This window comes from Actinomycetospora straminea, assembly GCF_028737255.1.
Classification (GTDB): domain Bacteria; phylum Actinomycetota; class Actinomycetes; order Mycobacteriales; family Pseudonocardiaceae; genus Actinomycetospora; species Actinomycetospora straminea.
The window spans coordinates 256,237-280,869 of the sequence record NZ_JAQZAN010000003.1 but is presented as its reverse complement, the minus strand read 5'-3'; the positions used below and the strand labels follow the sequence as shown (position 1 = coordinate 280,869).

The 24,633-nt window shown below is 75.1% G+C and carries 21 protein-coding genes and 1 pseudogene; 12 read left to right on the top strand and 10 right to left on the bottom strand.

The genetic code is table 11. From position 1 onward, the window contains the following. The first annotated feature begins 234 nt into the window (after positions 1-234). From PH190_RS06690 to PH190_RS06680, 3 genes are all read left to right on the top strand, one after another. On the top strand, positions 235-1,323 hold the full coding sequence (locus PH190_RS06690) for an S-(hydroxymethyl)mycothiol dehydrogenase (RefSeq protein ID WP_274230700.1): 1,089 nt from the start codon (positions 235-237) through the stop codon (positions 1,321-1,323). Next, positions 1,320-1,964, top strand: coding sequence for an MBL fold metallo-hydrolase (locus PH190_RS06685; protein ID WP_274230699.1), 645 nt, complete (start codon positions 1,320-1,322; stop codon positions 1,962-1,964). Before PH190_RS06690 ends, PH190_RS06685 begins: the two co-directional genes overlap by 4 nt. Before the next feature lie 73 nt (positions 1,965-2,037). Then, entirely contained in the window at positions 2,038-3,084 is a 1,047-nt protein-coding gene (locus PH190_RS06680; protein WP_274230698.1) for a gamma-glutamylcyclotransferase family protein, read from the top strand. Between the two features lie 3 nt (positions 3,085-3,087). On the opposite strand, the gene PH190_RS06675 is transcribed toward PH190_RS06680, so the two are convergent. Further along, positions 3,088-3,384 (bottom strand): hypothetical protein, encoded by a 297-nt coding sequence (locus tag PH190_RS06675; RefSeq protein ID WP_274230697.1) that lies wholly within the window; start codon positions 3,382-3,384, stop codon positions 3,088-3,090. 165 nt (positions 3,385-3,549) lie between these two features. Here PH190_RS06675 and PH190_RS06670 point away from each other — a divergent pair, with 165 nt between their 5' ends. The 3 genes from PH190_RS06670 to PH190_RS06660 all read left to right on the top strand — a co-directional run bounded on the left by PH190_RS06670 (position 3,550) and on the right by PH190_RS06660 (position 6,796). Continuing rightward, positions 3,550-4,482, top strand: coding sequence for an ABC transporter ATP-binding protein (locus tag PH190_RS06670; protein WP_274230696.1), 933 nt, complete (start codon positions 3,550-3,552; stop codon positions 4,480-4,482). Further along, complete coding sequence (locus PH190_RS06665; protein ID WP_274230695.1) at positions 4,479-5,672, top strand: ABC transporter permease; 1,194 nt, start codon at positions 4,479-4,481, stop codon at positions 5,670-5,672. Before PH190_RS06670 ends, PH190_RS06665 begins: the two co-directional genes overlap by 4 nt. A 128-nt stretch (positions 5,673-5,800) precedes the next feature. After that, positions 5,801-6,796 carry a glycine betaine ABC transporter substrate-binding protein gene (locus PH190_RS06660; RefSeq protein WP_274230694.1) on the top strand — a complete coding sequence of 332 codons (996 nt, stop codon included), beginning with the start codon at positions 5,801-5,803 and terminating at the stop codon, positions 6,794-6,796. Positions 6,797-6,949: 153 nt separating this feature from the next. Here the strand turns inward: PH190_RS06660 and PH190_RS06655 are convergent, their stop codons facing one another. From PH190_RS06655 to PH190_RS06640, 4 genes are all read right to left on the bottom strand, one after another. After that, positions 6,950-8,338 carry a cryptochrome/photolyase family protein gene (locus PH190_RS06655; RefSeq protein ID WP_274230693.1) on the bottom strand — a complete coding sequence of 463 codons (1,389 nt, stop codon included), beginning with the start codon at positions 8,336-8,338 and terminating at the stop codon, positions 6,950-6,952. Between the two features lie 159 nt (positions 8,339-8,497). Continuing rightward, entirely contained in the window at positions 8,498-9,802 is a 1,305-nt protein-coding gene (locus tag PH190_RS06650) for a citrate synthase (RefSeq protein ID WP_274230692.1), read from the bottom strand. Positions 9,803-10,024: 222 nt separating this feature from the next. Further along, on the bottom strand, positions 10,025-11,002 hold the full coding sequence (locus tag PH190_RS06645; RefSeq protein ID WP_274230691.1) for a carbohydrate kinase family protein: 978 nt from the start codon (positions 11,000-11,002) through the stop codon (positions 10,025-10,027). Continuing rightward, positions 10,999-11,889: an aldose 1-epimerase family protein gene (locus PH190_RS06640; RefSeq protein WP_274230690.1), complete on the bottom strand. Its 891-nt coding sequence runs from the start codon at positions 11,887-11,889 to the stop codon at positions 10,999-11,001. Before PH190_RS06640 ends, PH190_RS06645 begins: the two co-directional genes overlap by 4 nt. A gap of 88 nt (positions 11,890-11,977) precedes the next feature. On the opposite strand from PH190_RS06640, the gene PH190_RS06635 reads away from it, so the two are divergent. Next, positions 11,978-13,516 (top strand): NAD(P)/FAD-dependent oxidoreductase, encoded by a 1,539-nt coding sequence (locus PH190_RS06635; protein WP_274230689.1) that lies wholly within the window; start codon positions 11,978-11,980, stop codon positions 13,514-13,516. 86 nt (positions 13,517-13,602) lie between these two features. On the opposite strand, the pseudogene PH190_RS06630 reads toward PH190_RS06635, so the two are convergent. Together PH190_RS06630 and pdxH are read right to left on the bottom strand one after the other, a co-directional pair. Beyond that, positions 13,603-14,769, bottom strand: a pseudogene (locus PH190_RS06630) (MFS transporter); the annotation flags it as partial. 18 nt (positions 14,770-14,787) lie between these two features. Further along, entirely contained in the window at positions 14,788-15,411 is a 624-nt protein-coding gene (gene pdxH, locus PH190_RS06625) for a pyridoxamine 5'-phosphate oxidase (RefSeq protein WP_274230852.1), read from the bottom strand. A gap of 217 nt (positions 15,412-15,628) precedes the next feature. Here pdxH and PH190_RS06620 point away from each other — a divergent pair, with 217 nt between their 5' ends. The 3 genes from PH190_RS06620 (at position 15,629) to sepH (ending at position 19,312) form a co-directional block, all read left to right on the top strand. Next, positions 15,629-16,756 (top strand): citrate synthase 2, encoded by a 1,128-nt coding sequence (locus PH190_RS06620; RefSeq protein ID WP_274230688.1) that lies wholly within the window; start codon positions 15,629-15,631, stop codon positions 16,754-16,756. Positions 16,757-16,871: 115 nt separating this feature from the next. Continuing rightward, the gene (gene serC, locus PH190_RS06615; protein ID WP_274230687.1) at positions 16,872-18,008 is read left to right on the top strand and encodes a phosphoserine transaminase; all 1,137 of its coding nucleotides are present in this window, start codon (positions 16,872-16,874) and stop codon (positions 18,006-18,008) included. Positions 18,009-18,202: 194 nt separating this feature from the next. Further along, a complete protein-coding gene (gene sepH, locus PH190_RS06610) occupies positions 18,203-19,312 on the top strand; it encodes a septation protein SepH (protein WP_274230686.1) in 1,110 nt (369 codons plus the stop codon). A 37-nt stretch (positions 19,313-19,349) separates the two neighbouring features. Here the strand turns inward: sepH and PH190_RS06605 are convergent, their stop codons facing one another. Further along, positions 19,350-20,027, bottom strand: a complete 678-nt coding sequence (locus PH190_RS06605; RefSeq protein WP_274230685.1) for a DUF2537 domain-containing protein — start codon at positions 20,025-20,027, stop codon at positions 19,350-19,352. Next, complete coding sequence (locus tag PH190_RS06600; protein WP_274230684.1) at positions 20,024-20,848, bottom strand: TrmH family RNA methyltransferase; 825 nt, start codon at positions 20,846-20,848, stop codon at positions 20,024-20,026. The genes PH190_RS06605 and PH190_RS06600 overlap by 4 nt, the downstream gene beginning before the upstream one ends. A gap of 176 nt (positions 20,849-21,024) precedes the next feature. On the opposite strand from PH190_RS06600, the gene PH190_RS06595 reads away from it, so the two are divergent. Together PH190_RS06595 and PH190_RS06590 are read left to right on the top strand one after the other, a co-directional pair. Beyond that, positions 21,025-21,573, top strand: coding sequence for a bifunctional nuclease family protein (locus PH190_RS06595; RefSeq protein ID WP_274230683.1), 549 nt, complete (start codon positions 21,025-21,027; stop codon positions 21,571-21,573). 245 nt (positions 21,574-21,818) lie between these two features. Next, positions 21,819-23,333 carry a glutamate-cysteine ligase family protein gene (locus PH190_RS06590; protein ID WP_274230682.1) on the top strand — a complete coding sequence of 505 codons (1,515 nt, stop codon included), beginning with the start codon at positions 21,819-21,821 and terminating at the stop codon, positions 23,331-23,333. Here PH190_RS06590 and PH190_RS06585 read toward each other — a convergent pair. Next, positions 23,279-24,589, bottom strand: a complete 1,311-nt coding sequence (locus PH190_RS06585; protein ID WP_337993798.1) for an MFS transporter — start codon at positions 24,587-24,589, stop codon at positions 23,279-23,281. The genes PH190_RS06590 and PH190_RS06585 overlap by 55 nt on opposite strands. Positions 24,590-24,633 lie beyond the last annotated feature (44 nt).

Here is a 24,633-nt window from a genome sequence, read left to right as displayed (position 1 = left end):
GTCGTGTGTCCGGGGACGTGCGGGAACCAGCAGGGAACCGACGGCGGGGTCGCTGCGTCGAACCCGGGTGCGGGGCCGCGACCGGTGGGAGGAGCCGGGCGCGGCCCCGTCCGACCGACCACGACCGCGGATCGATCATGCTCACGGCGGTGACCATGGTCGGGTGCGCATGCCAAGGTGGGTGCCCGGGCACAGGTGACCGGGAGCACACCCTCAGAACACGGAGGCCAGCACATGCCGCAGGAGGTCCGGGGCGTCGTGTCCCGGGAGAAGGGCAAGCCGGTGACGGTCGAGACGATCGTCATCCCCGACCCGGGGCCGGGTGAGGCCGTGGTCAAGGTCCAGGCCTGCGGGGTCTGCCACACCGACCTGCACTATCGCGAGGGGAACATCGAGGACGCCTACCCGTTCCTCCTCGGTCACGAGGCGGCGGGCGTGGTGGAGTCGCTCGGCGAGGGCGTCACGGGCCTCGAGGTCGGCGACTACGTCATCCTCAACTGGCGCGCCGTGTGCGGGGTCTGTCGCGCGTGCCGCAAGGGCAAGCACCACCTGTGCTTCGACACCCACAACGCCGCCCAGGCCATGACCCTCAAGGACACCGGCGAGGAGCTCAAGCCGGCCCTGGGCATCGGCGCGTTCGCGGAGAAGACGCTGGTGCACTCGGGGCAGTGCACGAAGGTCAACCCCGACATCGATCCGGCCGAGGCCGGGCTCATCGGCTGCGGGATCATGGCCGGCGCGGGTGCGGCGATCAACACCGGTGAGGTCAAGCGCGGCGAGACCGTGGCCGTCATCGGCTGCGGCGGCGTGGGCGACGCGGCCATCGCGGGCGCGGCGCTGGCCGGCGCGACGACGATCATCGCCGTCGACACCGAGGACCGGAAGCTGGAGTGGGCCAAGGGCTTCGGCGCCACCCACACCATCAACGCCAAGAACACCGACCCGGTGCAGGGCATCCGCGACCTCACCGACGGCTTCGGCGCCGACGTGGTCGTCGACGCCGTCGGCATCCCGGCCACGTGGAAGCAGGCGTTCGAGGCCCGCGACCTCGCCGGGCGCCTGGTGCTCGTCGGCGTGCCGTCGCCGGACATGAAGCTCGAGGCCGACTTCCAGCCGTTCTTCTCCCACGGCGGGTCGCTGCGGGCGTCCTGGTACGGCGACTGCCTGCCCAGCCGCGACTTCCCCATGCTGGTCGACCTCGCCCTGCAGGGCCGGTTCCCGCTCGACAAGTTCGTCACCGAGCGGATCTCCCTGGACGACGTCGAGCAGTCCTTCGAGAAGATGCACCACGGCGACGTGCTGCGTTCGGTGGTGATCCTGTGACCGCCGAGAAGGTCGGCGAGGGCGTCGAGCACCTCACGACGTCCGGCCAGTTCCAGATCGACGGCAACTCGTTCGACGTCGACAACAACGTCTGGATCGTCGGCGACTCGTCGGAGGTCGTCCTCCTCGACGCCCCGCACGACGCGGACGCGATCAAGAAGGCGATCGGCGACCGCAACGTCGTGGCCATCCTGTGCACGCACTCGCACAACGACCACGTCAACGCCGCCCCGGCGATCGCGGCGGCGTTCGACGCGCCGATCCTGCTCAACCCGGAGGACCGGGTCGTCTGGAACCTCACCTACCCGGACCGCGAGCCCGACGGCGAGATCCACGACGGCGAGACGTTCACCATCGGCGGGATCGACCTGCGGGCGATCCACACACCGGGGCACTCCCCCGGGTCGACGGTGTTCTACGCGCCCGACATCGGCACCCTGTTCTCCGGCGACACGCTGTTCAACGGCGGCCCGGGCGCGACGGGCCCGTCGTACTCGGACTTCAACGTGATCATCGAGTCGCTGGCCGACAAGGTGTTCTCGCTGCCCGGCGACACGATCGTCCGCACCGGGCACGGCGACACGACGAAGGTCGGGGACGAGGCCGCGCGCCTCGAGGAGTACCGCGAGCGGGGCTACTGAGGTCCTGAGCGCCTACCCGGACGAGGAGTACCCGGCCGACCCCTACCCCGGGGTCGCGCCGGGTTTCTCGTTCGTGCACCTGGACGCCGCGAGCCACCGCCTCGCGCCGTCCGACCGCGCCGCCGCCGGCTGGGTCCTGGACGGCACCGACGGCACCGACGGTGCCGACGGTGCCGACGGTGCCGACGGTGCCGACGGTGCCGACGGTGCCGACCTCGACCGCTGGCTCGCCGGGCGCGGGGCCGCGCCGATGGCCGCGCGGGTCCCGGTGCTCGCGTTCGGGTCCAACCGCAGCCCGGGCAAGCTGACGTGGCTGCGCGAGCACCTGGGCCTCGCGGGGCCGGTGGTGGTCCTGCGGGCGCGGGTCGAGGGGCTCGCCGCGGTCTGGGCGGCGGGGCTGCGGGCGCGGGACGGGGCGCGGCCCGCGACGCTCGCGGTCGCCCCGGGCGCGGTCGAGACCCACGCGGTGTGGATGGCGACGCCGGACCAGGTCGCCGTCCTGGACCGCTGCGAGGGACGCGGTGAGCGCTACGACCTGGTGCGGCTGCGCACCGGCCGCGTCGAGACCGAGGACGGCGCGCGCCTCGACGGCGTGTGGACGTACTGGGCGGGGGCTCCGGTCCGGGCGCCGCTGCTGGTCGACGGGGCGCCGGTGCCGGTCGTCGACGTGGACCAGGCCGCCGCGCGGGACCTCGTCGGCGAGCCGGCCCCGCCCGTCCCGGACGCGGTCACCGTCGAGCACGGCGTCCCCGACCCGTCCTCGTGGCCCGACCGCGTGTTCGTCTACGGCACGCTGCTGCCCGGCCGGCGCGCGTGGCGGCTGGTGGCGCCGTACGTGACCGGCGCGCCCGTCGAGGCGTGGCTCCCGGGCCGGGTGCACGACACCGGGCGCGGCTACCCGGCGCTGGTCCGCGGCGGCCCGGGACGGGCGCGGGGCGCGGTGCTGACTCTCGCCGACCCGCCGACCGCCCTGCCCGCCCTCGACGCCTACGAGGGGCCCGACTACCGCCGCCAGCGCGCCGTCGCGCACACCGCCGACGGGCGCCGGCCGGTGTGGGTGTGGACCTGGCCTGGCCCGGTGTCGGGCGCCCCGCTGACCGACGCCTGGCCGGTGGGCTGAGCGCTACCAGCGCGTCCGGACGGTGACCCAGGCAGCCGCCGGGGCGGTCGTCGGGACCGGCGCAGGCTCCGGGGCCGGGCGCACGGCCGGGTCCGCGGTGGCCGCCTCGTCGCGCCGCTGCGCCCGTCGCCCGAGCGCGAGGAGCGCGAGCCCCACGACGAGCGCGACGCCGGCCAGGACGAGCACGCCGAGGGCGACGAGCGGCGGCACACCGTGCAGCCGCGGGACCCCGGGCACGGCCAGCGGCACGGCGCCCAGGAGCAGGATCACGGTCACCGTCGTCACCACCGCGATGCGCACGCCCCGCCCCCTCTCCCCGGTCCAGCCTCCACCGGAGGTCCTCGCGACCGCCAGCGCTCGTTGGGACGAACGGGGTCACGATGCGGTCCCGGTCGGCGGGCTGTCCTCCGGTGGACGCGATCGGGGGACTCCGACATCCTGACCGCCGGCTCGGAGGTGGGTGCGATGCTCGAGATCGACGGGATCTCCAAGCGGTTCGGGTCCACGGTGGCGCTCGACGGCATGACCTTCACGGTGCGGCCCGGGGAGCTCTACGGCTTCGTCGGCGCGAACGGGGCGGGCAAGACGACGACGATGCGCATCGCGCTCGGTGTGCTCGCCGCCGACGGCGGGGAGGTGCGGCTGGACGGCCGCCCGCTCGACGCCGGTTCCCGGCGGCGGATCGGCTACATGCCCGAGGAGCGGGGCCTCTATCCGCGCATGGCCGTCGGCACCCAGCTGCGCTACCTGGCCGAGCTGCGCGGGCGGTCGGCCGCGGAGGCGCGCGCCGCCGCGGACCGCTGGACCGCTCGCCTCGGGATCGCCGAGCGCCGCGCCGAGGACGTCCAGCGCCTGAGCCTGGGCAACCAGCAGCGCGTCCAGCTCGCCGCCGCGCTCGTCGCCGACCCCGACGTCCTCGTGCTCGACGAACCCTTCTCGGGCCTCGACCCGATGGCCGTCGACGTCATGAGCGAGGTCCTGCGCGAGCGCCGCGACGCGGGCGCGCCAGTCGTCTTCTCGTCGCACCAGCTCGAGCTCGTCGAGCGGCTCTGCGACCGGGTCGGGATCGTGCGCGCCGGGCGCCTCGTCGCCGAGGGCACGGTCGCGGAGCTGCGCGCGGCCTCGGCGACCGAGCTCGTCGTCGACGCCCCGCAGGCCGCGACCGGGTGGGCCGACGTGCTGCCCGGCGTGGCCGCGGTCCGCGTGACGGACGAGGGCACGGTCCTCACGCTCGCCGATGCCTCGGACACCACCCTCGGCACGGTGCTCGACGCGGCCCGGCGCACGGGCCCGGTGCACGAGTTCCGGCGCCGCCGCCCGACGCTCGCCGAGATCTACCGCGATGCCGTCGCCGACCACGTCCCGGACCTCCGCCGACGGCCCGGCGCCGCGGCGTGAACCCGCGCCTGCGCCCGGTCGGCCTCATCGCCCGCCGGGAGTTCGCCTCGCGGGTCCGGGGGCGCGCGTTCGTGTTCGGGACCCTCGCCGTCCTCGTGCTGCTCGGCGCCTACGCGGCCGTCCTCGCGACGATCACCGCCGGCGACGACACGGCCCGCGTGGGCGTCACCGGACCCGCCGTGGCGCTCGCCGGCCCCCTGCAGCGCGCGGCGCCGACCGAGGGCGTCACGCTCACCGTCATCCCGCAGCCCGACGTCGCGGCGGGCGAGGCCGCGGTCCGCGCCGGGGACCTCGACGCCCTCGTCGGCGGCGAGCCCGCCCGGCCGCGCGTGTTCGTCGAGTCGGAGCCGCCGGCCGACCTGGAACGCGTGCTGGACGACGCCACCACCGTCGTCGTCCGCGACGCGTTCCTCACCGGACGCGGGGTGGACCCGGGCGCGCTCGACGCGGCGCTGGCCGAGTCCGGGCCGGTGATCGTGGCCGCCGAGCCGCCCGACCCGCAGGCCGGCCCGCGGCTGGGCCTCGGGCTGGCGGGCGCGTTCCTGCTGTTCTTCTCCATCCAGTCCTACGGGGCGATGGTCGCCCAGGGCGTCGTCGAGGAGAAGGCGAGCCGGGTCGTCGAGATCGTGCTGTCGTCGGTGCGGCCGTGGCAGCTGCTGCTCGGCAAGGTGCTCGGGCTCGGCGCGGTCGGGCTGCTGCAGCTCGTCATCCTCGGGGGCGCCGGGCTCGCCGTCGCCGGCGCGGCGGGCGTGCTCGTCGTGGGCCCCGGGCTCGTGACGACGCTCGTCTCGGTCGTCGTCTGGTACCTGCTCGGGTTCGCGCTCTACGCGACGGTGTTCGCCGCGGCCGGGTCGCTGGTGTCGCGGCAGGAGGACACCCAGAGCGTGCTCTCACCGGTGACGATCACCGTGCTGCTCGGCTTCGTCGTCGGCTTCAACCTGCTGACCTCCGACCCGCGCGGCGCCGGGATCACCGTGCTGTCGCTGCTGCCGCCGTTCAGCCCGCTGTTCATGCCCGCGCGCATGGCGCTGGGCGTCGCGCCGGCGGGGCAGGTCGTGCTCGCCTTCGCGCTGACGATCGCGTTCACGGCCGTCGTGCTGGCCCTCGGCGGGCGGATCTACGCGAACTCGGTGCTGCGCACCGGCGCGCGCGTGTCGCTGCGCGAGGCCCTGGGGCGGGCGCGGACCTGACGCGACGCGCCCGGCCACGCGGCGTCCTCGTGCGGCCAGGAGGCGCCGGCTCTCGAGGAGGTCGCCGGCGGGGCGGTCCGTCCGTTTCTCCCCTCGCCATCTCCCGTCGGCAGTGCAACGATCTCGCGATGCTCACACGGTCCACGGGGCGGATGGTCGGCGCGACCATCGCCGTGCTCGCGTTCGTCCTCGCCGGCTGCGGCGGCCTCTCCGGCTCCGGTCAGCCCCAGGCACAGGGCGGCAGCCTCGCCGCCAGCGGCATCAACCTCGCCGGCCAGACCTACACGGTCGGCGGCCAGGAGTTCGACGAGCAGCTCCTGCTCTGCAAGATGAGCGTCGCCTCGCTGCAGTCGGTCGGCGCGACCGTCAACGACCGCTGCAACATCACCGGCTCCGCCGCGGCCCGCCAGGCGCTGCTGTCCGGCGAGATCGACATGGGCTGGTCGTACACCGGCACCGGGTGGATCGCGAACCTCGGCAACACCACGCCGATCCCCGACTCGCAGCAGCAGTACATCGCCACCCGCGACCAGGACCTGCAGCGCAACCAGATCGTGTGGACCAACCCCACGCCGTTCAACAACACCTACGCGATCGCCACCACGCGCGCCTTCGCAGACCAGAACAACATGCGCACCACGTCGGACTGGGCGAACTTCATCAATAGCGGCGACCCGCGCGCCACCACCTGCGTCGAGGCCGAGTTCGCGAGCCGCAACGACGGCCTGCCGAACCTGCTGCAGACCTACGGCGTCACCCGCCCCTACGACTCCCCGCCGGCCCTGACCGTGCTCGACACCGGCGCGATCTACCAGGCCACGGCCAACGCGAACCCCTGCTTCTTCGGCGAGGTGTTCACCACCGACGGCCGCATCCCCGCGCTGAACCTCGTGTCGCTCGCCGACGACCGCAACTTCTTCCCGAAATACAACGCGTCGAACACCATCCGCAAGAACGTCGTCGACCGGAACCCGCAGGTCGTCGAGGTGTTCAACCAGATCGCGCCGCGCCTGACCGACGACGTGATGCTCAACCTCAACGGGCAGATCTCGTCCCAGGGCCGCGACGCCGACCAGGTCGCCCGCGAGTTCCTGACGCAGCAAGGGCTCATCGGCCAGCAGTGACCCCCGGCCGTTCCTGACCGAAGGGCACCTCCGCTCGACCGGAGGTGCCCTTCGGTCGTTCCGGGGGCCGCGCACCCCGCTCGAGTGTGCGCCCATCGGGGTCGGAGGGCTGTTGACCATGATGAGTGCACGACCACCAGCTGTGACCCCGCCTCACAGCCGGTTGAAGCGGTCCAGGGCCTCGGCGCGCTCGGTCTTGTGGTCGACGATCGGGGCCGGGTAGTCCGACGGGGGCTCGGCGAGGGTCCAGGGCTGGTGGACCTTCTTGCCCTCGATCCCGGCGAGCTCGGGCACCCAGCGGCGGACGTAGTCGCCCTGGGGGTCGAAGCGCTCCCCCTGGGTGACGGGGTTGAAGACGCGGAAGTACGGGGCGGCGTCGGTGCCCGTGCCGGCGGCCCACTGCCAGCCGTGCTGGTTCGACGGGAGGTCACCGTCGACGAGCAGGTCCAGGAAGTGCCGCGCCCCCCGCCACCACGGCAGGTGCAGGTCCTTGACCAGGAACGACGCGACGGCCATCCGCATGCGGTTGTGCATCCACGCCTCGCCGCGCAGCTGGCGCATCGCCGCGTCGATGGCCGGGAAGCCCGTGCGGCCCTCCTGCCAGGCGCGGAACCGCTCCTCGGCCTCCTGGCCGGTGTCGTAGGGCATCCGGTCGAACTTGGGGTCGAAGTTCTCGCGCGCGGAGCGGGGGTAGAACCACAGCACCGCGGCGTAGAAGTCGCGGAAGCACAGCTCGTTGCGGAACGAGGTCGCGCCCTTGCCCGAGCCGCCGACGCCGGCCAGCAGCGTGCGCGGGTGGATCACGCCGTACTTCAGGTACACCGACATCCGCGAGGTCGCGGGCTTGTCGGGACGATTGCGCAGGTCGTCGTAGTCGGCGAGGTGCTCGTCGACGAACGCCTCCCAGTGCTCGTGGGCCGCGCGCTCGCCGGCCTCGGGCAGCTCGGCCTCGACGGACTCGTCGTCGGGGATCCTCACCGCCCGCGGCCCGCCGTCCTTCTCCGACGGGTCCATCCAGTCGACGGTCGCGGCGTCGGTGTCGGCCGGCGCGCCCTTCTCCCGCTTGGTCCACTCGCGGCTGAACGGCGTGTAGACCTTGTAGGGCTCGCCGTCGGACTTCGTGATCTTCCCGGGCTCGACGGCGTAGGGCGACCCGGTGCGGACGAGCTCGACGTCCCGCTCCCCCAGCGCCTTCTCGACGGCCTCGTCGCGCTCGCGGCCGTAGGGACCGAAGTCGGCGGCGACGTGCACGCTGCGGGCCTTCACCGCGCCGGCGAGCTTCGGGATCGCCTCGACCGGGTCGCCGCGCACGACGAGCAGCCGCCCGCCGAGGGACGCGTCGAGGTCGCGCAGGCTGCGGAAGAGGAACGTCCGCCGGGCCTTGCCGGCCGGACCGAGGATGCGCTCGTCGAGCACGAACACGGCCAGCGTCCGCCGCGCCCGGGCGGCCGCGGCCTCGAAGACCGGCTGGTCGCCGACCCGCAGGTCGCGGCGGAACCAGACGATCGCGGTGTCGTCGCGATCGTCCCGGGAGTCGCTCATGCCGGACGGCTACCCCGGCGTCCGGCGACTACTCCCCGGACGCCCGCCCGGCGCGGTGAGCGCACCGGACCGGGCGAGCGAACGGGGAGTTCGTGCGCCTAGAGGCAGCGAACAGCGCGTTCGCTGCCACAGGAGTGGGCTGCCACAGGAGTGCGGAACCTAGCGCTGGTCGAGGCCCACGTAGGAGCGCTGGGTCGGGCCCGTGTAGACCTGCCGCGGGCGGCCGATGCGGGTGTCCGGGTCGTCGATCATCTCGCGCCAGTGGGCGATCCAGCCCGGGAGGCGGCCGATGGCGAAGAGCACCGTGAACATCTCGGTCGGGAAGCCCATGGCCTGGTAGATCAGGCCGGTGTAGAAGTCGACGTTCGGGTAGAGCTTGCGCTCGACGAAGTAGTCGTCGTGCAGCGCGAACTCCTCGAGGCGCATGGCGATGTCGAGCATCTCGTCGCCGCCGCCGAGCTTCTCGATGATCCCGCGCGCGGTGTCGCGGACGATCGCCGCGCGGGGGTCGTAGTTCTTGTAGACGCGGTGGCCGAAGCCCATGAGCCGGACGCCCGGCTCCTTGTTCTTGACCTTGCGGACGAACTCGTCGGCGTTGCCCTCGTTGTCGCGGATGCCCTCGAGCATCGTGAGCACCGCCGCGTTGGCGCCGCCGTGCAGCGGGCCGAACAGGGCGTTGATGCCCGCGGAGATCGACGCGAACAGGTTCGCCTGCGACGAGCCGACCATGCGCACCGTCGACGTCGAGCAGTTCTGCTCGTGGTCGGCGTGCAGGATGAACAGCATGTCCAGCGCCTTGGCGACGTCCGGGTCGACCTCGTACGGCTCGGCGGGCAGGCCGAAGGTCAGGCGCAGGAAGTTCTCGACCAGGCCCAGCGAGTTGTCCGGGTAGAGGAACGGCTGGCCGATCGAGTTCTTGTAGGCGTAGGCCGCGATGGTCGGGACCTTGGCCAGCAGGCGGACGCTCGAGAGGTCGACGTTCGGCTCGTCGAACGGGTCGAGGGCGCGCTGGTAGAAGGTCGAGAGCGCGGAGACCGCGGACGACAGCACCGGCATCGGGTGCGCGTCGACCGGGAAGCCGTCGAAGAACTTCTTCAGGTCCTCGTGCAGCATCGTGTGCCGCTGGATCTGGTCGGTGAAGGTCTCCAACTGCTGCTTGTTGGGCAGCTCGCCGTAGATCAGCAGGTAGCTGGTCTCGACGAACGTGGAGTTCTGGGCGAGGTCCTCGATGGGGTAGCCGCGGTAGCGCAGAATGCCCGCGTCACCGTCGATGTAGGTGATGTCCGAGCGACAGGCGCCGGTGTTCACGTATCCCGGGTCCAGCGTGATCAGACCCGTCTCGCCGAGCATCTTCCCGAGCGCGACGCCCGAGGCACCCTCGGTCGCCTCGACGATCTCCATCTGGTGCTCGCCGCCCGGGTACGACAGCGTGGCAGTGCGCTTCTCGGAGTCCTCGCTGGCCATCGGCAGTCAGTCCCTCTCGCGCTCGTCCGCGGCGGGAGGGCGGCGGCGCCGGCTCGGCGAGCGGAGGTGCCGGGCCGCCCGGCCGGAGGGGGGTGTCCCCGCGGCGTGCTCCCGCAGCGATGGGGGTGGTTCGAGCGCGAACCGTAGCGCCCGGAAAGCCCGCTGTGCAGTACGAGGACCGTCGCCACACGACGTGGGCCACGTCACTGCGTGACGGCTGTGTTACGGCCCGACGTCGCGGGCCGGGGCCCAGGAGCCGTCGAGGGAGCCGTCGAGTTCGTGGCGCCACGGCGGCTCGGCGCCGGCACGCGACACCGTCCAGGCCGCGGCGCGGGCCGCGGAGCGCAGGGCGTCGGACCAGGCGTCCGCGTCGAGGTCCGCGACGGCCGCGCGGTCGAGCGCGCCGCGCCCGGCGAGCCAGGCCAGCAGCGCCGCGTGCACGCTGTCGCCGGCGCCGATGGTGTCGACCAGGGGCCCCACGGCGTCCGCGGGCACGGCCACGACCCCGCCGCCGCGGGTGTGGGCGGTGAGCCCCTCGGCGCCGCGGGTCAGCACCACCGCGCCCGCCCCGGCGTCGAGCAGGTCCGACGGGGTGCGGCCCCAGCGCTCGGCGTCCTCGTCGGAGAGCTTGACCAGGCCCGCGACCGCCGCGATCGCGTCGAGCCGGGCGATCACGGCGCCGGGGTCGTCGGCGAGCCCGGGCCGCAGGTTGGGGTCGAGGCTGACCAGCCGCCCGCGCTCGGCCTCCCGCACGGCGAGCGCGGCGTAGCGCGACGCGCCCGGCTCCAGCACCAGCGACAGCGTCCCCACCGCGAGCGCGGCGGTGTCGGCCGGGAGCTCACCGGGGTCGGCGACGAGGCGGTCGGCGCTGCCCGCGACGTGGAAGGCGTACTGCGCGGCGCCGGCGCCGTCGAGGGTGACGACGGCGAGCGTCGTGGGCTCGGGGCCGCGCTGCAGCAGCGAGGTGTCGACGTCGTTGGCGTCGAGCCGGCGGACCAGGGCCTCGCCGAAGGCGTCGGTCGACAGCCGCGTGAGCATCGTCGTCGGCACCCCGAGGCGTCCCAGGCCGACGGCGACGTTGAACGGCCCGCCGCCGAGGCGCGGGGCCAGGGCGCGCAGGGCGGGGTCGTCCGGGTGCTCGTCGCCGGTGGGGACCAGGTCGACCAGCGCCTCGCCGCCGACCACGACACGGCCGGTCATCGCGCCTCGACCCCCCACCGCACGGTCCACGTCTCCCCAGCCTCCAGCACGCGCAGGTCGGTGCCGGAGTTGGCGGCGTCGGGCGGGCAGGTCATCGGCTCCACGGCGACGGCCTTCCCGCGCCCGGCGAGGTCGTCGGGGGTGAACGCCTGCACCCAGCGCACGTCGGGGCCGGCCCACAGCGCGGTGGCGCGGCCGTCGGGCGCGGTGAGCACGCCCAGCACGCCGTCCTCGCCCGGGGCGGCGCCGAAGCAGGTGTCGAGGGCGAGGTCGGCGACGCGGCGGCCGCCGCGCAGGTCCTCGTCCGGGGAGACCGGGCGCACGGCGGTCGGGATCATCCGCTCGTCGGTGTCGACGATCCGGTCGGCCGCGAGCGTGAGCGTGCAGTCGGCGGGGGCGACGTCACCGACGCGCAGGTAGGGGTGGGTGCCGACGCCCGCGGGGACCGCGGCGTCGCCGGTGTTGGTCAGCGCGTGCGCGACCGCGAGGCCGGTGGGCGTCGCGCTGTAGGTGGTCGCGACGTGCAGCGGCCCCGGCCAGCCCCACCCGGCGTCGACCTCCGCGGCGAGGGTCACGGCGTCGTCGGTGCGCGCCACGATCCGCCAGGGCCGGCGGCGCAGGAAGCCGTGGATGGCGTGGCCGCGGGCGGGCTCGGTGGCCTCGAGGTGGTACTCGCGGCCGGCCCAGGTGTACGCGGCGCCGGCGATGCGGTTGGGCCAGGGCACGAGCACGCAGCCCGCGCCCATCGGCGGGCTCGCGTCGGCGTCGTAGGTCTCGACGCGGTCCTGACCGTCGACGCTCAGTGCCCGCAGGCCCGCGCCGACCTCGGTGACGACGACGCGGGTGGGCCCCGCGACGAGGTCGATCTGCTCGCCGGTCGGGTGCACGGCGGAACACGCTAGCGGTTGTGACGATCGGTTTGCTTCTGCGTGGCGCCGGTTTCGTCCCCACACCCGAGCGGTCACCTAGCCGGTCATGACGGACGACACCCCGGGCGGCTCCCCGGACGGCTCCCCGGACGGCTCGGGGCGCCGCCCGAAGGTCGTCATCGTCGGCGGCGGGTTCGCCGGCTTCCAGACGGCGCGCTCCCTCGCCAAGCGCATGGGCGACGAGGTCGACATCGTCCTCGTCAGCCCGACCAACTACTTCCTCTACCTGCCGCTGCTGCCCGAGGTGGCCGCCGGCATCCTCGAGCCGCGCCGGATCTCCGTCGCGCTCGCCGCGGCCCTGCCGTCGTGCGTGCGCCACGCCCCGGGCGAGGTCGACGAGCTCGACCTCGACGGGCACACCATCGGCTGGCTCGACCCCGAGGGCATCCACCACGAGACGTCGTGGGACCGGCTGGTGATCGCCGCCGGCAGCGTCCACAAGGTGCTCCCGGTGCCGGGCATCACCGAGTACGCGCAGGGCTTCCGCGGCGTGCCCGAGGCGCTCTACCTGCGCGACCACCTCATCCGCCAGGTCGAGCTCGCCGCGGTGTGCGAGGACCCCGAGGAGCGCGAGGCCCGCCTCACGGTCGTCGTGGTCGGTGGGGGCTACACGGGCACCGAGGCCACCGCGCAGGGGTTCCTGTTCACCAAGGAGCTGGCGAAGAGCCGCGGCCTGGCGGAGGTCCCGCGCTGGGTGCTGGTCAGCCGTGGCGAGGTCCTGTCCGGGCTGGACGCGCACCTGGGGCGCAACGCCGAGCGGGTGCTGCGCGAGCGCGGGGTCGACGTCCGCACCGGGGAGCAGGTCGACGAGGCCACCGGCGACGGGGTGCGCCTGAGCTCCTCGGGCGAGCACATCCCGACCCGCACGCTGCTGTGGTGCGTCGGGGTGCGCCCCGACCCCCTGATCGACGACCTCGGTGTCGAGGTCGACCAGGGCCGGATCGTCGCCGACACCCACCTGCGCGTGCCCGGGCACCCGCACGTCTTCGCCTGCGGGGACGCCGCGGCGGTGCCCGACCAGGCCCGCCCCGGCGAGTACACCGCGATGACCGCCCAGCACGCCGAGCGGCAGGGCAAGCTCGCCGGGCGCAACGTCGCCGCGTCGCTCGGGCACGGGCGCGCGAAGGCCTACAAGCACCGCGACCTCGGCTTCGTCGTCGACCTCGGCGGCTTCGACGCGGCGGCCAACCCGCTGGGCGTCAAGCTGACCGGGGTGCCCGCGCACGTCGTCGCCCGCGGCTACCACCTGATGGCCATGCCCGGGAACCGCGTCCGCACGGCCGTCGACTGGCTGATGGACGCGCTGCTGCCGCGCCAGACCGCACAGCTCGGGCTCGTGCGCTCGCCCGCGGTGCCGCTGGACTCCGCCTCGCCCGAAGTGCCGCAGCACGGGCTGGGGTTCCCGCACCGGCAGGCCCCGGGTCAGGCGGGCCCGTCCTCCGACGCCGTCTTCCCGCCGCGGCCCGGCGGGTCGGCCGAGGCCGCGTCGCCCGAGGCGTCGTCGGAAGCGGCGTCCGCGGAGACGTCGTCGGAGGCGGCCACGGCCTCGGGCGGGGGCGGGTCGCCGGGCAGCGGGGCCCGGTAGCGCCAGAAGACGGGGAAGATCGCGACGACCAGCACCGTCAGCACGATGACCCCGATGCCGCCGACGAACGTGGCGGCGCCGGTGCCCCAGGCGTCGGCGGCCGGGCCGTGCCAGAGGTCGCCGACGCGGGGGCCGCCGGCGACGACGACCGTGAAGACGCCCTGCATGCGTCCGCGCATCCGGTCGGTGGCGACGACCTGCAGCATCGTCTGCCGGAACACCGCGCTGACGAGGTCGGCGGCGCCGGCGATCGCGAGCAGCGTCACTGCGAGCCACAGCATCGAGGTCAGTCCGGACAGCGCGACGCCGAGGCCCCACACGCAGATCGCCACCGTCACGGCGACGCCCTGCCGGCGGATGCCGTGCAGCCGCCCGGAGAACAGGCCGCCCAGCGTCGCGCCGATGGCGATCGAGGCGAACAGCGCGCCGAGGGCGAAGCCGCCGCCCGGAGGATCGCCGAACACGCGCTCGGCGGCCTCCGGGAACACCGCGCGGGGCATGCCGACCGCCATCGCGACGATGTCGACGAGGAACGACACGAGCAGCACCTGGCTGGTCGCGATGTAGCGGAAGCCGGCGAGGACGTCGGCGAACCCGGCGCTCCGCCGCACCGCGTGGATCGCCCCGCGCAGCCCGCCCGGGCCGTCCCCGACGGGCAGGCGCGGCAGGTTGAACGCCGCCCAGATCGCCGCGGCCAGGCAGGCGGTGTCGACGAAGTAGAGGATGCCGACCGAGCTGAAGGTCAGGACGACGCCCGCGAGCAGCGGGCCCGCGATCGCGCCGACCTGGTTGACGGTGAACAGCAGCGTGTTCGCCGCCGGCAGCTGGTCGTTCGGGAGGATCCGGGGCAGGACCGCGGCGCGGGTCGGCTGGTTGATCGCGAGGAACGCGGTCTGCACCGCGTAGAGCGACAGGATCGTCCAGGGCCCGCCGACGCCGGTCACCGAGACGACCCCGAGCAGCGCGGAGGTCACCGCGATGCCCGTGCCGGTGAACACCAGCAGCCCGCGGCGGTCGACGGCGTCGGCGATCGCCCCGCCCCACAGCCCGAAGACGATGAGCGGGACGAGGCCGAACAGGCCGACGAGCCCGACCCACGCCGACGACCCCGTCAGCTGGTAGAGCTGCGTCGGGACCGCGACGACGGTGAGCTGCGCCCCGACGACCGTGACGATCGCGGCGATCCACAGCCGCTTGAAGGCGGGGGTGCGCAGCGGCGTGGTGTCGGCGAGGAAGCCCCGGCTACGTGGCACGCACGGGATCGTGCGCCCTCACGGCGCGAGGCGCTCGACCACCCACCCGCCGTCGGTGCGACGGAAGCGCAGACGGTCGTGGAGGCGGTCGGCGCGGCCCTGCCAGAACTCGACGTGGGTGGGCACGAGCCGCCAGCCGCCCCAGTGCGGCGGGGGCGGCACCTCCTCGTCGTCGGCGAACCGCTCGGTGACGGTGGCGAGGAGCTCCTCGAGGGCGGCCCGGTCGCGGATGACGGCCGACTGCGGCGACGCCCACGCCCCGAGCTGCGAGCCGCGCGGGCGGGTGCGCCAGTACTCGGCGGTCTCCTCGCGCGAGAGCAGCTCGACGGTGCCGATGACGGTGGCCTGGCGCTGCAGGGCGAGCCACGGGAAGGTCGCCGACGCCTGGCGCGTCTGGCGCAGCTGGTGGCTCTTCTCCGAGGTGTAGTTGGTGAAGAACGTGACCCCGGCGGGGTCGACGTCCTTGGCGAGCACGGTGCGGGTGGTGACGCGGTGCTCGTCGTCGCCGGTGGCCAGGACCATCGCGTTGGCGTCGGGCAGGCCCGCGTCCCGCGCGGCGGCGATCCAGGCGTGCAGCTGCTCGTGCCAGGTCGCGGCGAGGTCCTCGGCGTCGAGCGTCGCGGCCCGGTAGTCCTCGCGCATCCCCGGCAGGCCCGTGCTCCGTGCCGTCACCCGACCTCCTCGCGGTGTCCGTGTCCGTCCCGCCGCACCGTAGGCGACGCGGCCGTGCACACCACGTGAGCAGTGACACAAGCCGTCCGGCGCACGCTCCGTTGCCCGCCGGGCAGGCCGCGACGCACGGTGCTGCTGGGCAGCGGGGCCCCTGGTCCCCGCGTCGCCGACGCGAGGAGGGACCCCCGTGAGCGCTGCTGCTGCTGTGCCGTCACCCGCCGTGCCGCCCCCGCCCGGGTACTCGCCGGGCCTCGAGGGCGTGGTGGCGTTCCGCACCGAGATCGCCGAGCCGGACCGCGACGGCGGCGCCCTGCGCTACCGCGGGGTGGACATCGACGACCTGGTCGGCGCCGTGGGCTTCGGCGACGTCTTCGGGCTGCTCGTCGACGGCGACCTCGGCCGTCCCCTGCCGCGCGAGGAGCCCGGGCTCGAGCCGCTCTTCGCCGGCGACGTGCGGGTCGACGCGCAGGCCGGGCTCGCGCTGCTCGGGGCGCGGTGGTCGCTGCCGCCGCTGCTCGACGCCACCCCGGAGCGCGCCCGCGACGACCTCGCCCGCTGCGCCGCGGCCGCGCTGGCCCTGGTCGCCCGCTCGGCGCGGGGCGCCGAGGCCGCGCCGGTGCCCGAGAGCGCGCTGACCACCGAGGACCCCGTCGAGCGCTTCCTGACCCGCTGGCACGGCGAGGCGGACCCGACGCACGTGCGGGCGCTCGACGCCTACTGGGTGTCCGCCGCCGAGCACGGACTCAACGCCTCGACGTTCACCGCGCGCGTCGTCGCCTCGACCGGCGCGGACGCCGCCGCCGCGCTGTCCGCCGCGGTCGGGGCCATGTCCGGCCCGCTGCACGGCGGCGCGCCGGCCCGGGTGCTGCCGATGATCGCCGAGGTCGAGCGCACCGGGGACGCCGCCGGCGTCGTGCACGGCATCCTCGACCGGTCCGAGCGGCTCATGGGCTTCGGCCACCGCGTCTACCGCGCCGAGGACCCCCGCGCCCGCGTGCTGCGCCGGACCGCCCGCGAGCTGGGCGCGCCCCGCTACGAGGCGGCCGCCGCGCTCGAGACCGCGGCGCTCACCGAGCTGCGCGAGCGCCGGCCGGACCGGGCGATCGAGACGAACGTCGAGTTCTGGGCGGCGGTGGTGCTCGACCTCGCGGGCGTGCCGGCGGCGATGATGCCGGCGATGTTCACCTGCGCGCGCACCGCGGGCTGGGCGGCGCACGTGCTCGAGCAGCGGCGCACCGGGCGGCTCGTGCGGCCGTCGGCGCAGTACATCGGGCCGGGTGCCCGGCCGGTCGAGGCGGTGGCGCGCAGCGCCTGAGCGGTGATCGTGGGGGCTTTCCTGACGTCGGGTGCCAGCGTGGACGCCAGGCTGGCACTCGGGTGACGTGGTGCAGGCGACAGCACGAGCACCGCGACGCTGGGAGGATGCCGCGGTGACCACGTCGACCGACACGCTGCAGATTCCCGCCGAGCTCCTGCCCAGCGACGGGCGCTTCGGGTGCGGGCCCTCGAAGGTGCGCCCCGAGCAGCTCGCCCACATCGCCGACAGCGCCGCGGTGATGGGGACGTCGCACCGCCAGAAGCCGGTGAAGTCGATCGTCGGGCGGGTGCGCTCCGGGCTGCGCGAGCTCTTCTCGATCCCCGACGGCTACGAGGTCGTCCTCGGCGTCGGCGGCACCACCGCGTTCTGGGACGCCGCGGCCGCCGGCCTCGTCCGCGAGCGCAGCCTGCACCTGACCTACGGCGAGTTCTCCTCGAAGTTCGCCTCGGTGACCAAGGGCGCGCCCTTCCTCGCCGACCCGATCGTCGTCTCCGCCGACCCCGGCAGCGCCCCGGCGCCCACCGCCGACCCGAGCGCCGACCTCATCGGCTGGGCCCACAACGAGACCTCCACCGGCGTCGCCGTGCCCGTGACCCGCCCCAGCGGCGCGGGCGACGCGCTCGTCGCGGTCGACGCGACCTCGGGCGCGGGCGGGCTCCCGGTGGCGATCAGCGAGTCCGACGTCTACTACTTCGCCCCGCAGAAGTGCTTCGCCTCCGACGGCGGGCTCTGGATCGCGATCATGTCGCCGGCCGCGCTCGAGCGCGTCGAGCAGATCGACACCGACCGGCCCGGCGGGCGCTGGATCCCCGAGTTCCTGTCGCTGCCGACGGCGCTGGACAACTCGCGCAAGGACCAGACCTACAACACCCCCGCGGTCGCGACGCTGCTGCTGCTCGCCGACCAGATCGAGTGGATGAACGCCGGCGGCGGCCTGGACTGGGCCACGGGGCGCACCAAGGACTCCTCGGACCGCCTCTACCGCTGGGCCGAGGAGTCGTCGTTCGCGACGCCGTTCGTCGCCGACCCGGCGCACCGCAGCCAGGTCGTCGGGACCGTGGACTTCGACGAGTCCGTCGACGCCGCGGCGATCGCGGCGACCCTGCGCGCCAACGGGGTCGTCGACACCGAGCCCTACCGCAAGCTGGGGCGCAACCAGCTGCGCGTCGGCATGTTCCCCGCCGTCGAGCCGGACGACGTGACCGCGCTGACCCGCTGCATCGACTGGGTCGTCGAGCGCCAGTCGTGACCAGCGCACTGGTCCGATCGAGGTAGCACATCTGTCACACGCGCCCCGCCCGTGTCTCCCGTCCACAGACAGGCGGGACACGGGCGCGGCGCGCCTCCCTCGTCCGTGCAGATCCGTCGCCTAGCGTCGGTCCGCGAGCCACGAGGCCCCACCCGACAGACGGGGCCCGGGCCGCGAGCCGACGGGGAGGCCTGATGCGTCAGCTGCGCGTCGTCGGCCTGGGTGACGACCACGAGACCGTGATCCTCGAGGACCCGATCCGCCACGAGCGGTTCGCGGTCTCCGGCGACGAGCGCCTGCGGGCCGCGGCCCGGGGCGACGTGCGACGCCTCGGGCAGATGGAGATCGAGGTCTCGAGCCCGCTGCGTCCCCGCGACATCCAGGCGCGCGTGCGGGCCGGCGAGTCGGTCGACGACGTCGCCGCGGCCTCGGGCGTGAGCACCGCGCACGTCGAGCGGTTCGCCTACCCGGTGCTGCTCGAGCGCGCCCGCGTCGCCGAGATCGCCCGGCGCGCCCACCCGCTGCTGCCGTCCGACCCCACGCGCACCGACGGGCGCACGCTCGGCGAGATCGTCGCCGCCACGTTCGTCGCGCGCGGCCAGGAGCTCGACGACGCGCGCTGGGACGCCCGCAAGGGCGAGGACGCGCAGTGGATCGTCACGCTGGCGTGGCAGACGGGCCGCTCGGACAACCTCGCCCGCTGGGCCTTCCGCCCCGGCAGCCACGGCGGCACCGTCGACCCGCGCGACGACCCGGCCCGCGAGCTCCTCGGCCACGACCCGGTCGGCGGCCCGCGCCGCGTCGACGCGCCGGTGCCGGCGGCCCCGCCGGAGCCCGCGTCCGAGGCCCCGCGCGTCGAGGCCGCGCAGGAGCACGACGAGGCGCTCGAGGAGACCCCGGCCCTCGCCGTCGGGGGCGACACGGCGCCGGCGCGGCGCACCGCCTCCGGCCACGGCACGGGCCACGGCACGGGCCACGGCACGGGTCACGGCGGTGCCTCTCGCCGGGGTGAGCGCGGCGCGGCCCGACGCGGCGGGCGTCCCACCCGGGGCTCGGCGGCGACAGCCCCGACGCACCCGACGGCCCCGACGGGCCCGAGCGTTCCGGCGGCCACCGCCGAGACCACCGCCGAGTCCACCGCCGTCACCGACGACCAGGTCCCGGTGCCCCGCCCCGGCCGGCCCGCCGCGACCACGGGCGAGCCCGACGCGCCCGTCGAGACGGGGCGGCGCGGGCGGCGCACGCACCCGATCGTCCCGTCGTGGGAGGACGTGCTGCTGGGGACGCGCTCGCCGCGGAGCTGACCGGCGCGCGCTGACCCGGAGCTGACCCGGCTGGTCCTCAGAAGGCCGCGACGGCCAGGAAGACCAGGGCGATCCCGGTGCCGGCGAACGTGCCGTACACCGCCCAGCGCCAGGTCGGCACGTGCCGGTTGAGCCAGAGCGCCGGCACGAGACCCGCGACCACGGCCGCGTCGACGAGCAGCCCGAGCGGCCCGAGCCCGGTGATCAGGGGTGCGGCCAGCGCCAGGTTCGCCAGCAGGACCACGCCGGCCACGAGGACGGCGAGGGTCAGGCCCACCCCCCACGGCGTCGGCTCGGCGGCGGCCGTGACCGCGGACGGCTCGCCGCCCTCGACGACGGGGTGCGGCGCCGGCCCCGTGGCGTGGCCGTTGCGGGGCAGCGGCGGGACCGGCGGCGGGTGCGGGGTGCGGGTGACGGCGCGCAGGGCGACGCGGTGGCCGGTGATCGGGTCCCGGTAGTCGACCGGCGCGGCGAGCTCCACCGAGAGCCGCGCCGCCAGCTGGCGGCCCCGGCGGCTCACGGTGTCGGCGGTGGGGTCGGCGGCCATCCCGGCCGGCACCGCCGCCGCGATCCGCGCCCACTCCTGCAGCGCGTCGACCAGGTCCGGCGGCAGCCCCCAGGTCCGCCCCGGCCCGCCGTCGGCCTCCGGCTCCCCGAGCGGCACCCCGGCGACCAGCGCCCGGCCCCGCACGGCGGCCACCTCCACGACCCTCACGGCGTCGCCCGCCCGCCCGGGACGAGCACGCCCGCGGTGGCGTGGAAGGCGACGGCGGCGGCGGTGGCCACGTTGAGCGAGTCGACGTCGCCGGCCATGGGGATGCGCACCCGGACGTCGGCGGCGGCGAGCGCCGCGGCGGAGAGCCCCGGTCCCTCGGCGCCGAGCAGGAGGGCCACCCGCTCGCGGTCGGCGAGCCCGGCCAGCGCCCCGGGGTCGCCCGCCGGCGTCAGGGCCCCGAGGACGAAGCCCGCCTCGCGCAGCGCCGTCACGGCCTCGTCGAGCTCGCAGGGCACGAACGGTACGCGCAGCACGTGGCCCATCGAGACGCGCACGCTGCGCCGGTAGAGCGGGTCGGCGCACCCCGGGCCCACCAGCACCGCGTCCACCCCGAGCGCCGCGGCGTTGCGGAACAGGGCGCCGAGGTTCTCGTGGTCGTTGACGCCCTCGAGCACGGCCACCCGCCGGGCGCGCGCGAGGAGGCCCGCGAGGTCGGGCGCCGGCGCGCGGTCGGCGCTGGCGAGCACCCCCCGGTTGAGGTGGAAGCCGACCACGTGCGCCATGGTGTCGGCGTCGGTCACGTAGGCGGGGACGTCGACCCCGGCGAGGTCCGGCGCGAGGTCCTCGATCCGCCGGCCGACCCCGAGCAGGGCCCGCGGCGGGTAGGGCGAGGCGAGCAGGCGCCGCACGACCACGGTGCCCTCGGCCAGCACGAGGCCGCGGCCGCCCGGGCGGTCGGGGCGGCGGTCGGCGCGGGCGAGGTCGCGGAAGTCGGCGAGGCGCGGGTCCGCCGCGTCGTCGATCTCCACCACACGCGCCACGTGCGTATCGTTCCAGACCGCCACGGACGGCTCCGCGCCCGCCGACCCGGGGACGTGCCGAGCCGTGTGTGGCGGCCGCCGGTCGGGGCACCCCGGAGCACGCCGCCCCGCCGGGCGCCGGAGACGAGCGGAACCGAACACCCCGGAAGGGCCCGGGGACGTGGGAGGCTGGGGCCGTGAGCGAGATGCGGGTGGTCGGTGTACTGGCCGTGGACGACGCGACGCCGTCGGGCGGCTCGTCGGGCTCGGGCGAGAGCCGGCACCCCGTCGTCCTGCTGCAGGAGACCGACGGCAAGCGCTGCCTGCAGATCTGGATCGGGCTGGCCGAGGCCGAGGCGATCGCCCTCGAGCAGCAGGGCCGGCTGCCCGAGCGGCCGCTGACCCACGTGCTGATCGCCGACGTCGTCTCCGCCCTGGGCCGGCGCCTCGAGCGCATCGAGATCACCGAGGTCCGCGCCGGCACGTTCTACGCCGACCTGGTGTTCGACCGCGGCCTGCGGGTCTCCGCGCGGCCCAGCGACTCGATCGCCATCGCCCTGCACGCGGACGTGCCGATCCACGCCACCGAGGGCGTCCTCGACGACGCCGGCGTGGTGGTCGAGGACGACGAGGGCGAGGAGTCGTCGTCGGGCGGCGGGGGGTCGAGCAGCGACGAGGACGAGGTCGACCGCTTCCGCGCGTTCCTCGACAACATCTCGCCGGAGGACTTCGGACGAAGCGGCTGACGCCCCGGTCGCGAACGGGTCGGAGGTCACCGTGGGGCGACCAGCGGTCGAACCGATCGGTGTCCTACGCTGAACGGACGCTTTCCGCCGTCGGACGGTGGCGACGGCTGGCGTGTCTCCGCGGGCTGTGTCAGCGTGGCCGCTCGTCGGGGTTCGCGTGAGGTAGTCGGGGTGGCCGCCGGGCAGGTCGCGGCGGGAGCGCCCCGACGGTCGTTTTCGGATCGTGGACGGGAGCCGGGCGGGCAATGGGCCAGCACCTCACCGCCACCCTCTTCACCGCCTCGGACCAGGCCCGCTACCGCCATCGCATCCACCGCTGCCTCGAGGCGTTCGGGACGATGGTCACCGAGGGCCGCTTCGCCGCCGCCGAGCCGAGCACCGGCGTGGAGATCGAGCTCGCCCTGGTCGACGAGGACATGCGCCCGGCGATGCTCAACCACGCGGTGCTCGACCGGTCGGCGTCCGACGTCCTGACCTCGGAGCTCGGGCGCTGGAACCTGGAGATCAACCTGCCGCCGCGGATGCTGCCCGGCGCGACCGCGCGCGACCTCGAGCAGGACATGCTCGACGCGACGACCAACGCCGGCGACTGTGCCCGCGACCTGGGCGCCCGCGCGGTGACCATCGGCATCCTGCCCACCCTCGCCGCCGAGCACCTCGCGTCCGACCAGCTCACCGAGGACCCGCGCTACGCCCTGCTCAACCGGCAGATGCTGACCGCGCGCGGCGAGCCGTTCCGCCTCGACATCACCGAGCCGCCGGCCCCGCGCCACGGCCCGAACGACGGTGCACCCGCCGAGCACCTGGTCCTCGACGTCGACTCGATCGCCCCCGAGGCGGCCTGCACGTCGCTGCAGCTGCACCTCCAGCTCACCCCGGAGCTCTTCCCCGCCTACTGGAACGCCGCGCAGGCGATCGCCGGGCTGCAGGTCGCGCTCGCGGCCAACTCGCCGTTCCTGCTCGGGCGCCGGCTCTGGGCCGAGACCCGCATCCCGCTGTTCACCCAGGCCGTCGACACCCGGCCCGTCGAGCTGCGCAACCAGGGTGTGCGGCCGCGGGTGTGGTTCGGCGACCGGTGGGCGCACTCGGCGTACGACCTGTTCGAGGAGAACGTCCGCTACTTCGGCGCGCTGCTGCCCCTGGCCGAGGACGAGGACCCGTTCGCCGAGCTCGACGCGGGCCGCCCGCCGAGCCTGCAGGAGCTGCGGCTGCACAACGGCACGGTGTGGCGCTGGAACCGGCCGGTCTACGACGTCGCCGACGGGATCGCGCACCTGCGCCTGGAGAACCGCGTGCTGCCCGCCGGCCCCACGGCCGTCGACGCGGTGGCCAACGCGATGTTCTTCTACGGGCTCATCCGGGCCCTCGCCGAGTCCGACCGCCCGCCGTGGCAGCTGATGTCGTTCGACGCCGCCGAGGCCAACTTCACCGCCGGCGCGCGGCACGGCATCGAGGCCGCCCTGTACTGGCCGGGCATCGGCACGGTGCGCGCCGACGAGCTCGTGCTGCGCCGGATGCTGCCGCTGGCCCGGGAGGGGCTGGCCGCGTGGGGCGTCGACGGCGAGGCCGCCGACCGCTACCTGTCGGTGATCGAGCAGCGCTGCGTGCGCCGGTGCACGGGCGCGACGTGGCAGGTGCGGGCCGTCGCCGACGCCGAGCGCCGCGGGCTGGACCGGGGCAACGCGATCCTCGAGATGATGCGCGCCTACCTCGAGGGCATGGAGGCCAACGTGCCCGTGCACGAGTGGCCGCCGGCCTGACGGGCGTCCCGACGCCGGCGACGGCGCTGCAGCACCAGCCACACCCCCGCGACGACCACCGCGGCGACCACGGACGCCGCGCCGCCGAGCACCAGCGGCGCGCGCCCGCCGAGCTCCTCGGCCAGCCAGCCGAGCGCCGGCCCGCCGACGGGCGTGCCCCCGAGCAGCACGACCATCCACAGGCCCATGACCCGCCCGCGCACCGACTCGTCGACCCCGAGCTGCACGGCCGCGTTGGCCGCGCTGGTGAACAGCAGCTGCGCGGCGCCGGTGGGCACGAGCAGCAGCGCGACCAGCGCGTAGCTGGGCATGAGGCCGGCGGCGACCTCGCAGAGGCCGAACACCACCGCGGCCGCGACGACCGTGCGCAGGCGCGGGCGCCCGACGCGCCGCGCCGCGGTGAGCGCGCCCAGCAGGCAGCCGACGGCGAGCGCCGAGGTCAGGAGGCCGTAGGACTCGGCGCCGCGCCCGAAGACGTTGCGGGCGACGATCGCGAGCGTCACGAAGAAGTTGATGCCGAGGGTCGAGACGAAGAAGACGAGCACGAGCAGCAGCACGACGTCGGGGTGGCGCCGGACCTCGCGCAGCCCCGCACGGATGGCCCCGGGTTCCCGCGGGGCGCGCGCGTAGGCGAACATGTCCGCCGCGCGCATGCGGGCGAGCCCGGCGAGGACCGCGGCGAACGTGACCGCGTTGACGAGGAACACCCAGCCCGTGCCGACCCCCGCGATGAGCAGGCCGCCGACCGCCGGGCCCAGCACGCGCGCGGTGTTGAACGTCATCGAGTTCAGCGCGACGGCGTTGGCCAGCGCGCCGGAGCCGACCATCTCGCCGGCGAACGACTGGCGCACCGGGCCGTCGAGCGCGGAGAAGCAGCCGAGCAGCACGCACAAGACGTAGACCTGGGCGAGGGTCACCAGCCCGGTGACGTCGAGCAGCCCGAGCACGAGCGCGCAGAGGCCCATGGCGACCTGCAGGCCCATGAGCAGGCGGCGCTTGTCGTAGCGGTCGGCGATCGCGCCGCCCCACAGGCTCAGGAGCAGGGTGGGGCCGAACTGCAGGGCCGCGGCGACGCCGAGCGCCACCGGGCTGCCGCCGGAGAGCTCGAGGACGAGCCAGTCCTGGGCGACGCGCTGCATCCACGTGCCGACGAGCGACACGACCTGCCCGGAGGCGAAGAGGCGGTAGTTGCGCACGCGCAGGGCGGCGAAGACGCTGCCGCGCGTCCCGTCGGTGTGGCTGTCGACCTCGCTCACCGGGGTCCGCCACACCACGCCATACTGGTGAGCTTACCTAACGA

Coding starts and splice junctions, on each gene's coding strand:
- PH190_RS06690 (WP_274230700.1), top strand. CDS start 235: ATGCCGCAGGAGGTCCGGGGCGTCGTGTCCCGGGAGAAGGGCAAGCCG.
- PH190_RS06645 (WP_274230691.1), bottom strand. CDS start 11,002: ATGACCGGCCGTGTCGTGGTCGGCGGCGAGGCGCTGGTCGACCTGGTC.
- pdxH (WP_274230852.1), bottom strand. CDS start 15,411: ATGCGCGAGGACTACCGGGCCGCGACGCTCGACGCCGAGGACCTCGCC.
- PH190_RS06660 (WP_274230694.1), top strand. CDS start 5,801: ATGCTCACACGGTCCACGGGGCGGATGGTCGGCGCGACCATCGCCGTG.
- PH190_RS06655 (WP_274230693.1), bottom strand. CDS start 8,338: ATGAGCGACTCCCGGGACGATCGCGACGACACCGCGATCGTCTGGTTC.
- PH190_RS06670 (WP_274230696.1), top strand. CDS start 3,550: ATGCTCGAGATCGACGGGATCTCCAAGCGGTTCGGGTCCACGGTGGCG.
- PH190_RS06650 (WP_274230692.1), bottom strand. CDS start 9,802: ATGGCCAGCGAGGACTCCGAGAAGCGCACTGCCACGCTGTCGTACCCG.
- PH190_RS06635 (WP_274230689.1), top strand. CDS start 11,978: ATGACGGACGACACCCCGGGCGGCTCCCCGGACGGCTCCCCGGACGGC.
- sepH (WP_274230686.1), top strand. CDS start 18,203: ATGCGTCAGCTGCGCGTCGTCGGCCTGGGTGACGACCACGAGACCGTG.
- PH190_RS06590 (WP_274230682.1), top strand. CDS start 21,819: ATGGGCCAGCACCTCACCGCCACCCTCTTCACCGCCTCGGACCAGGCC.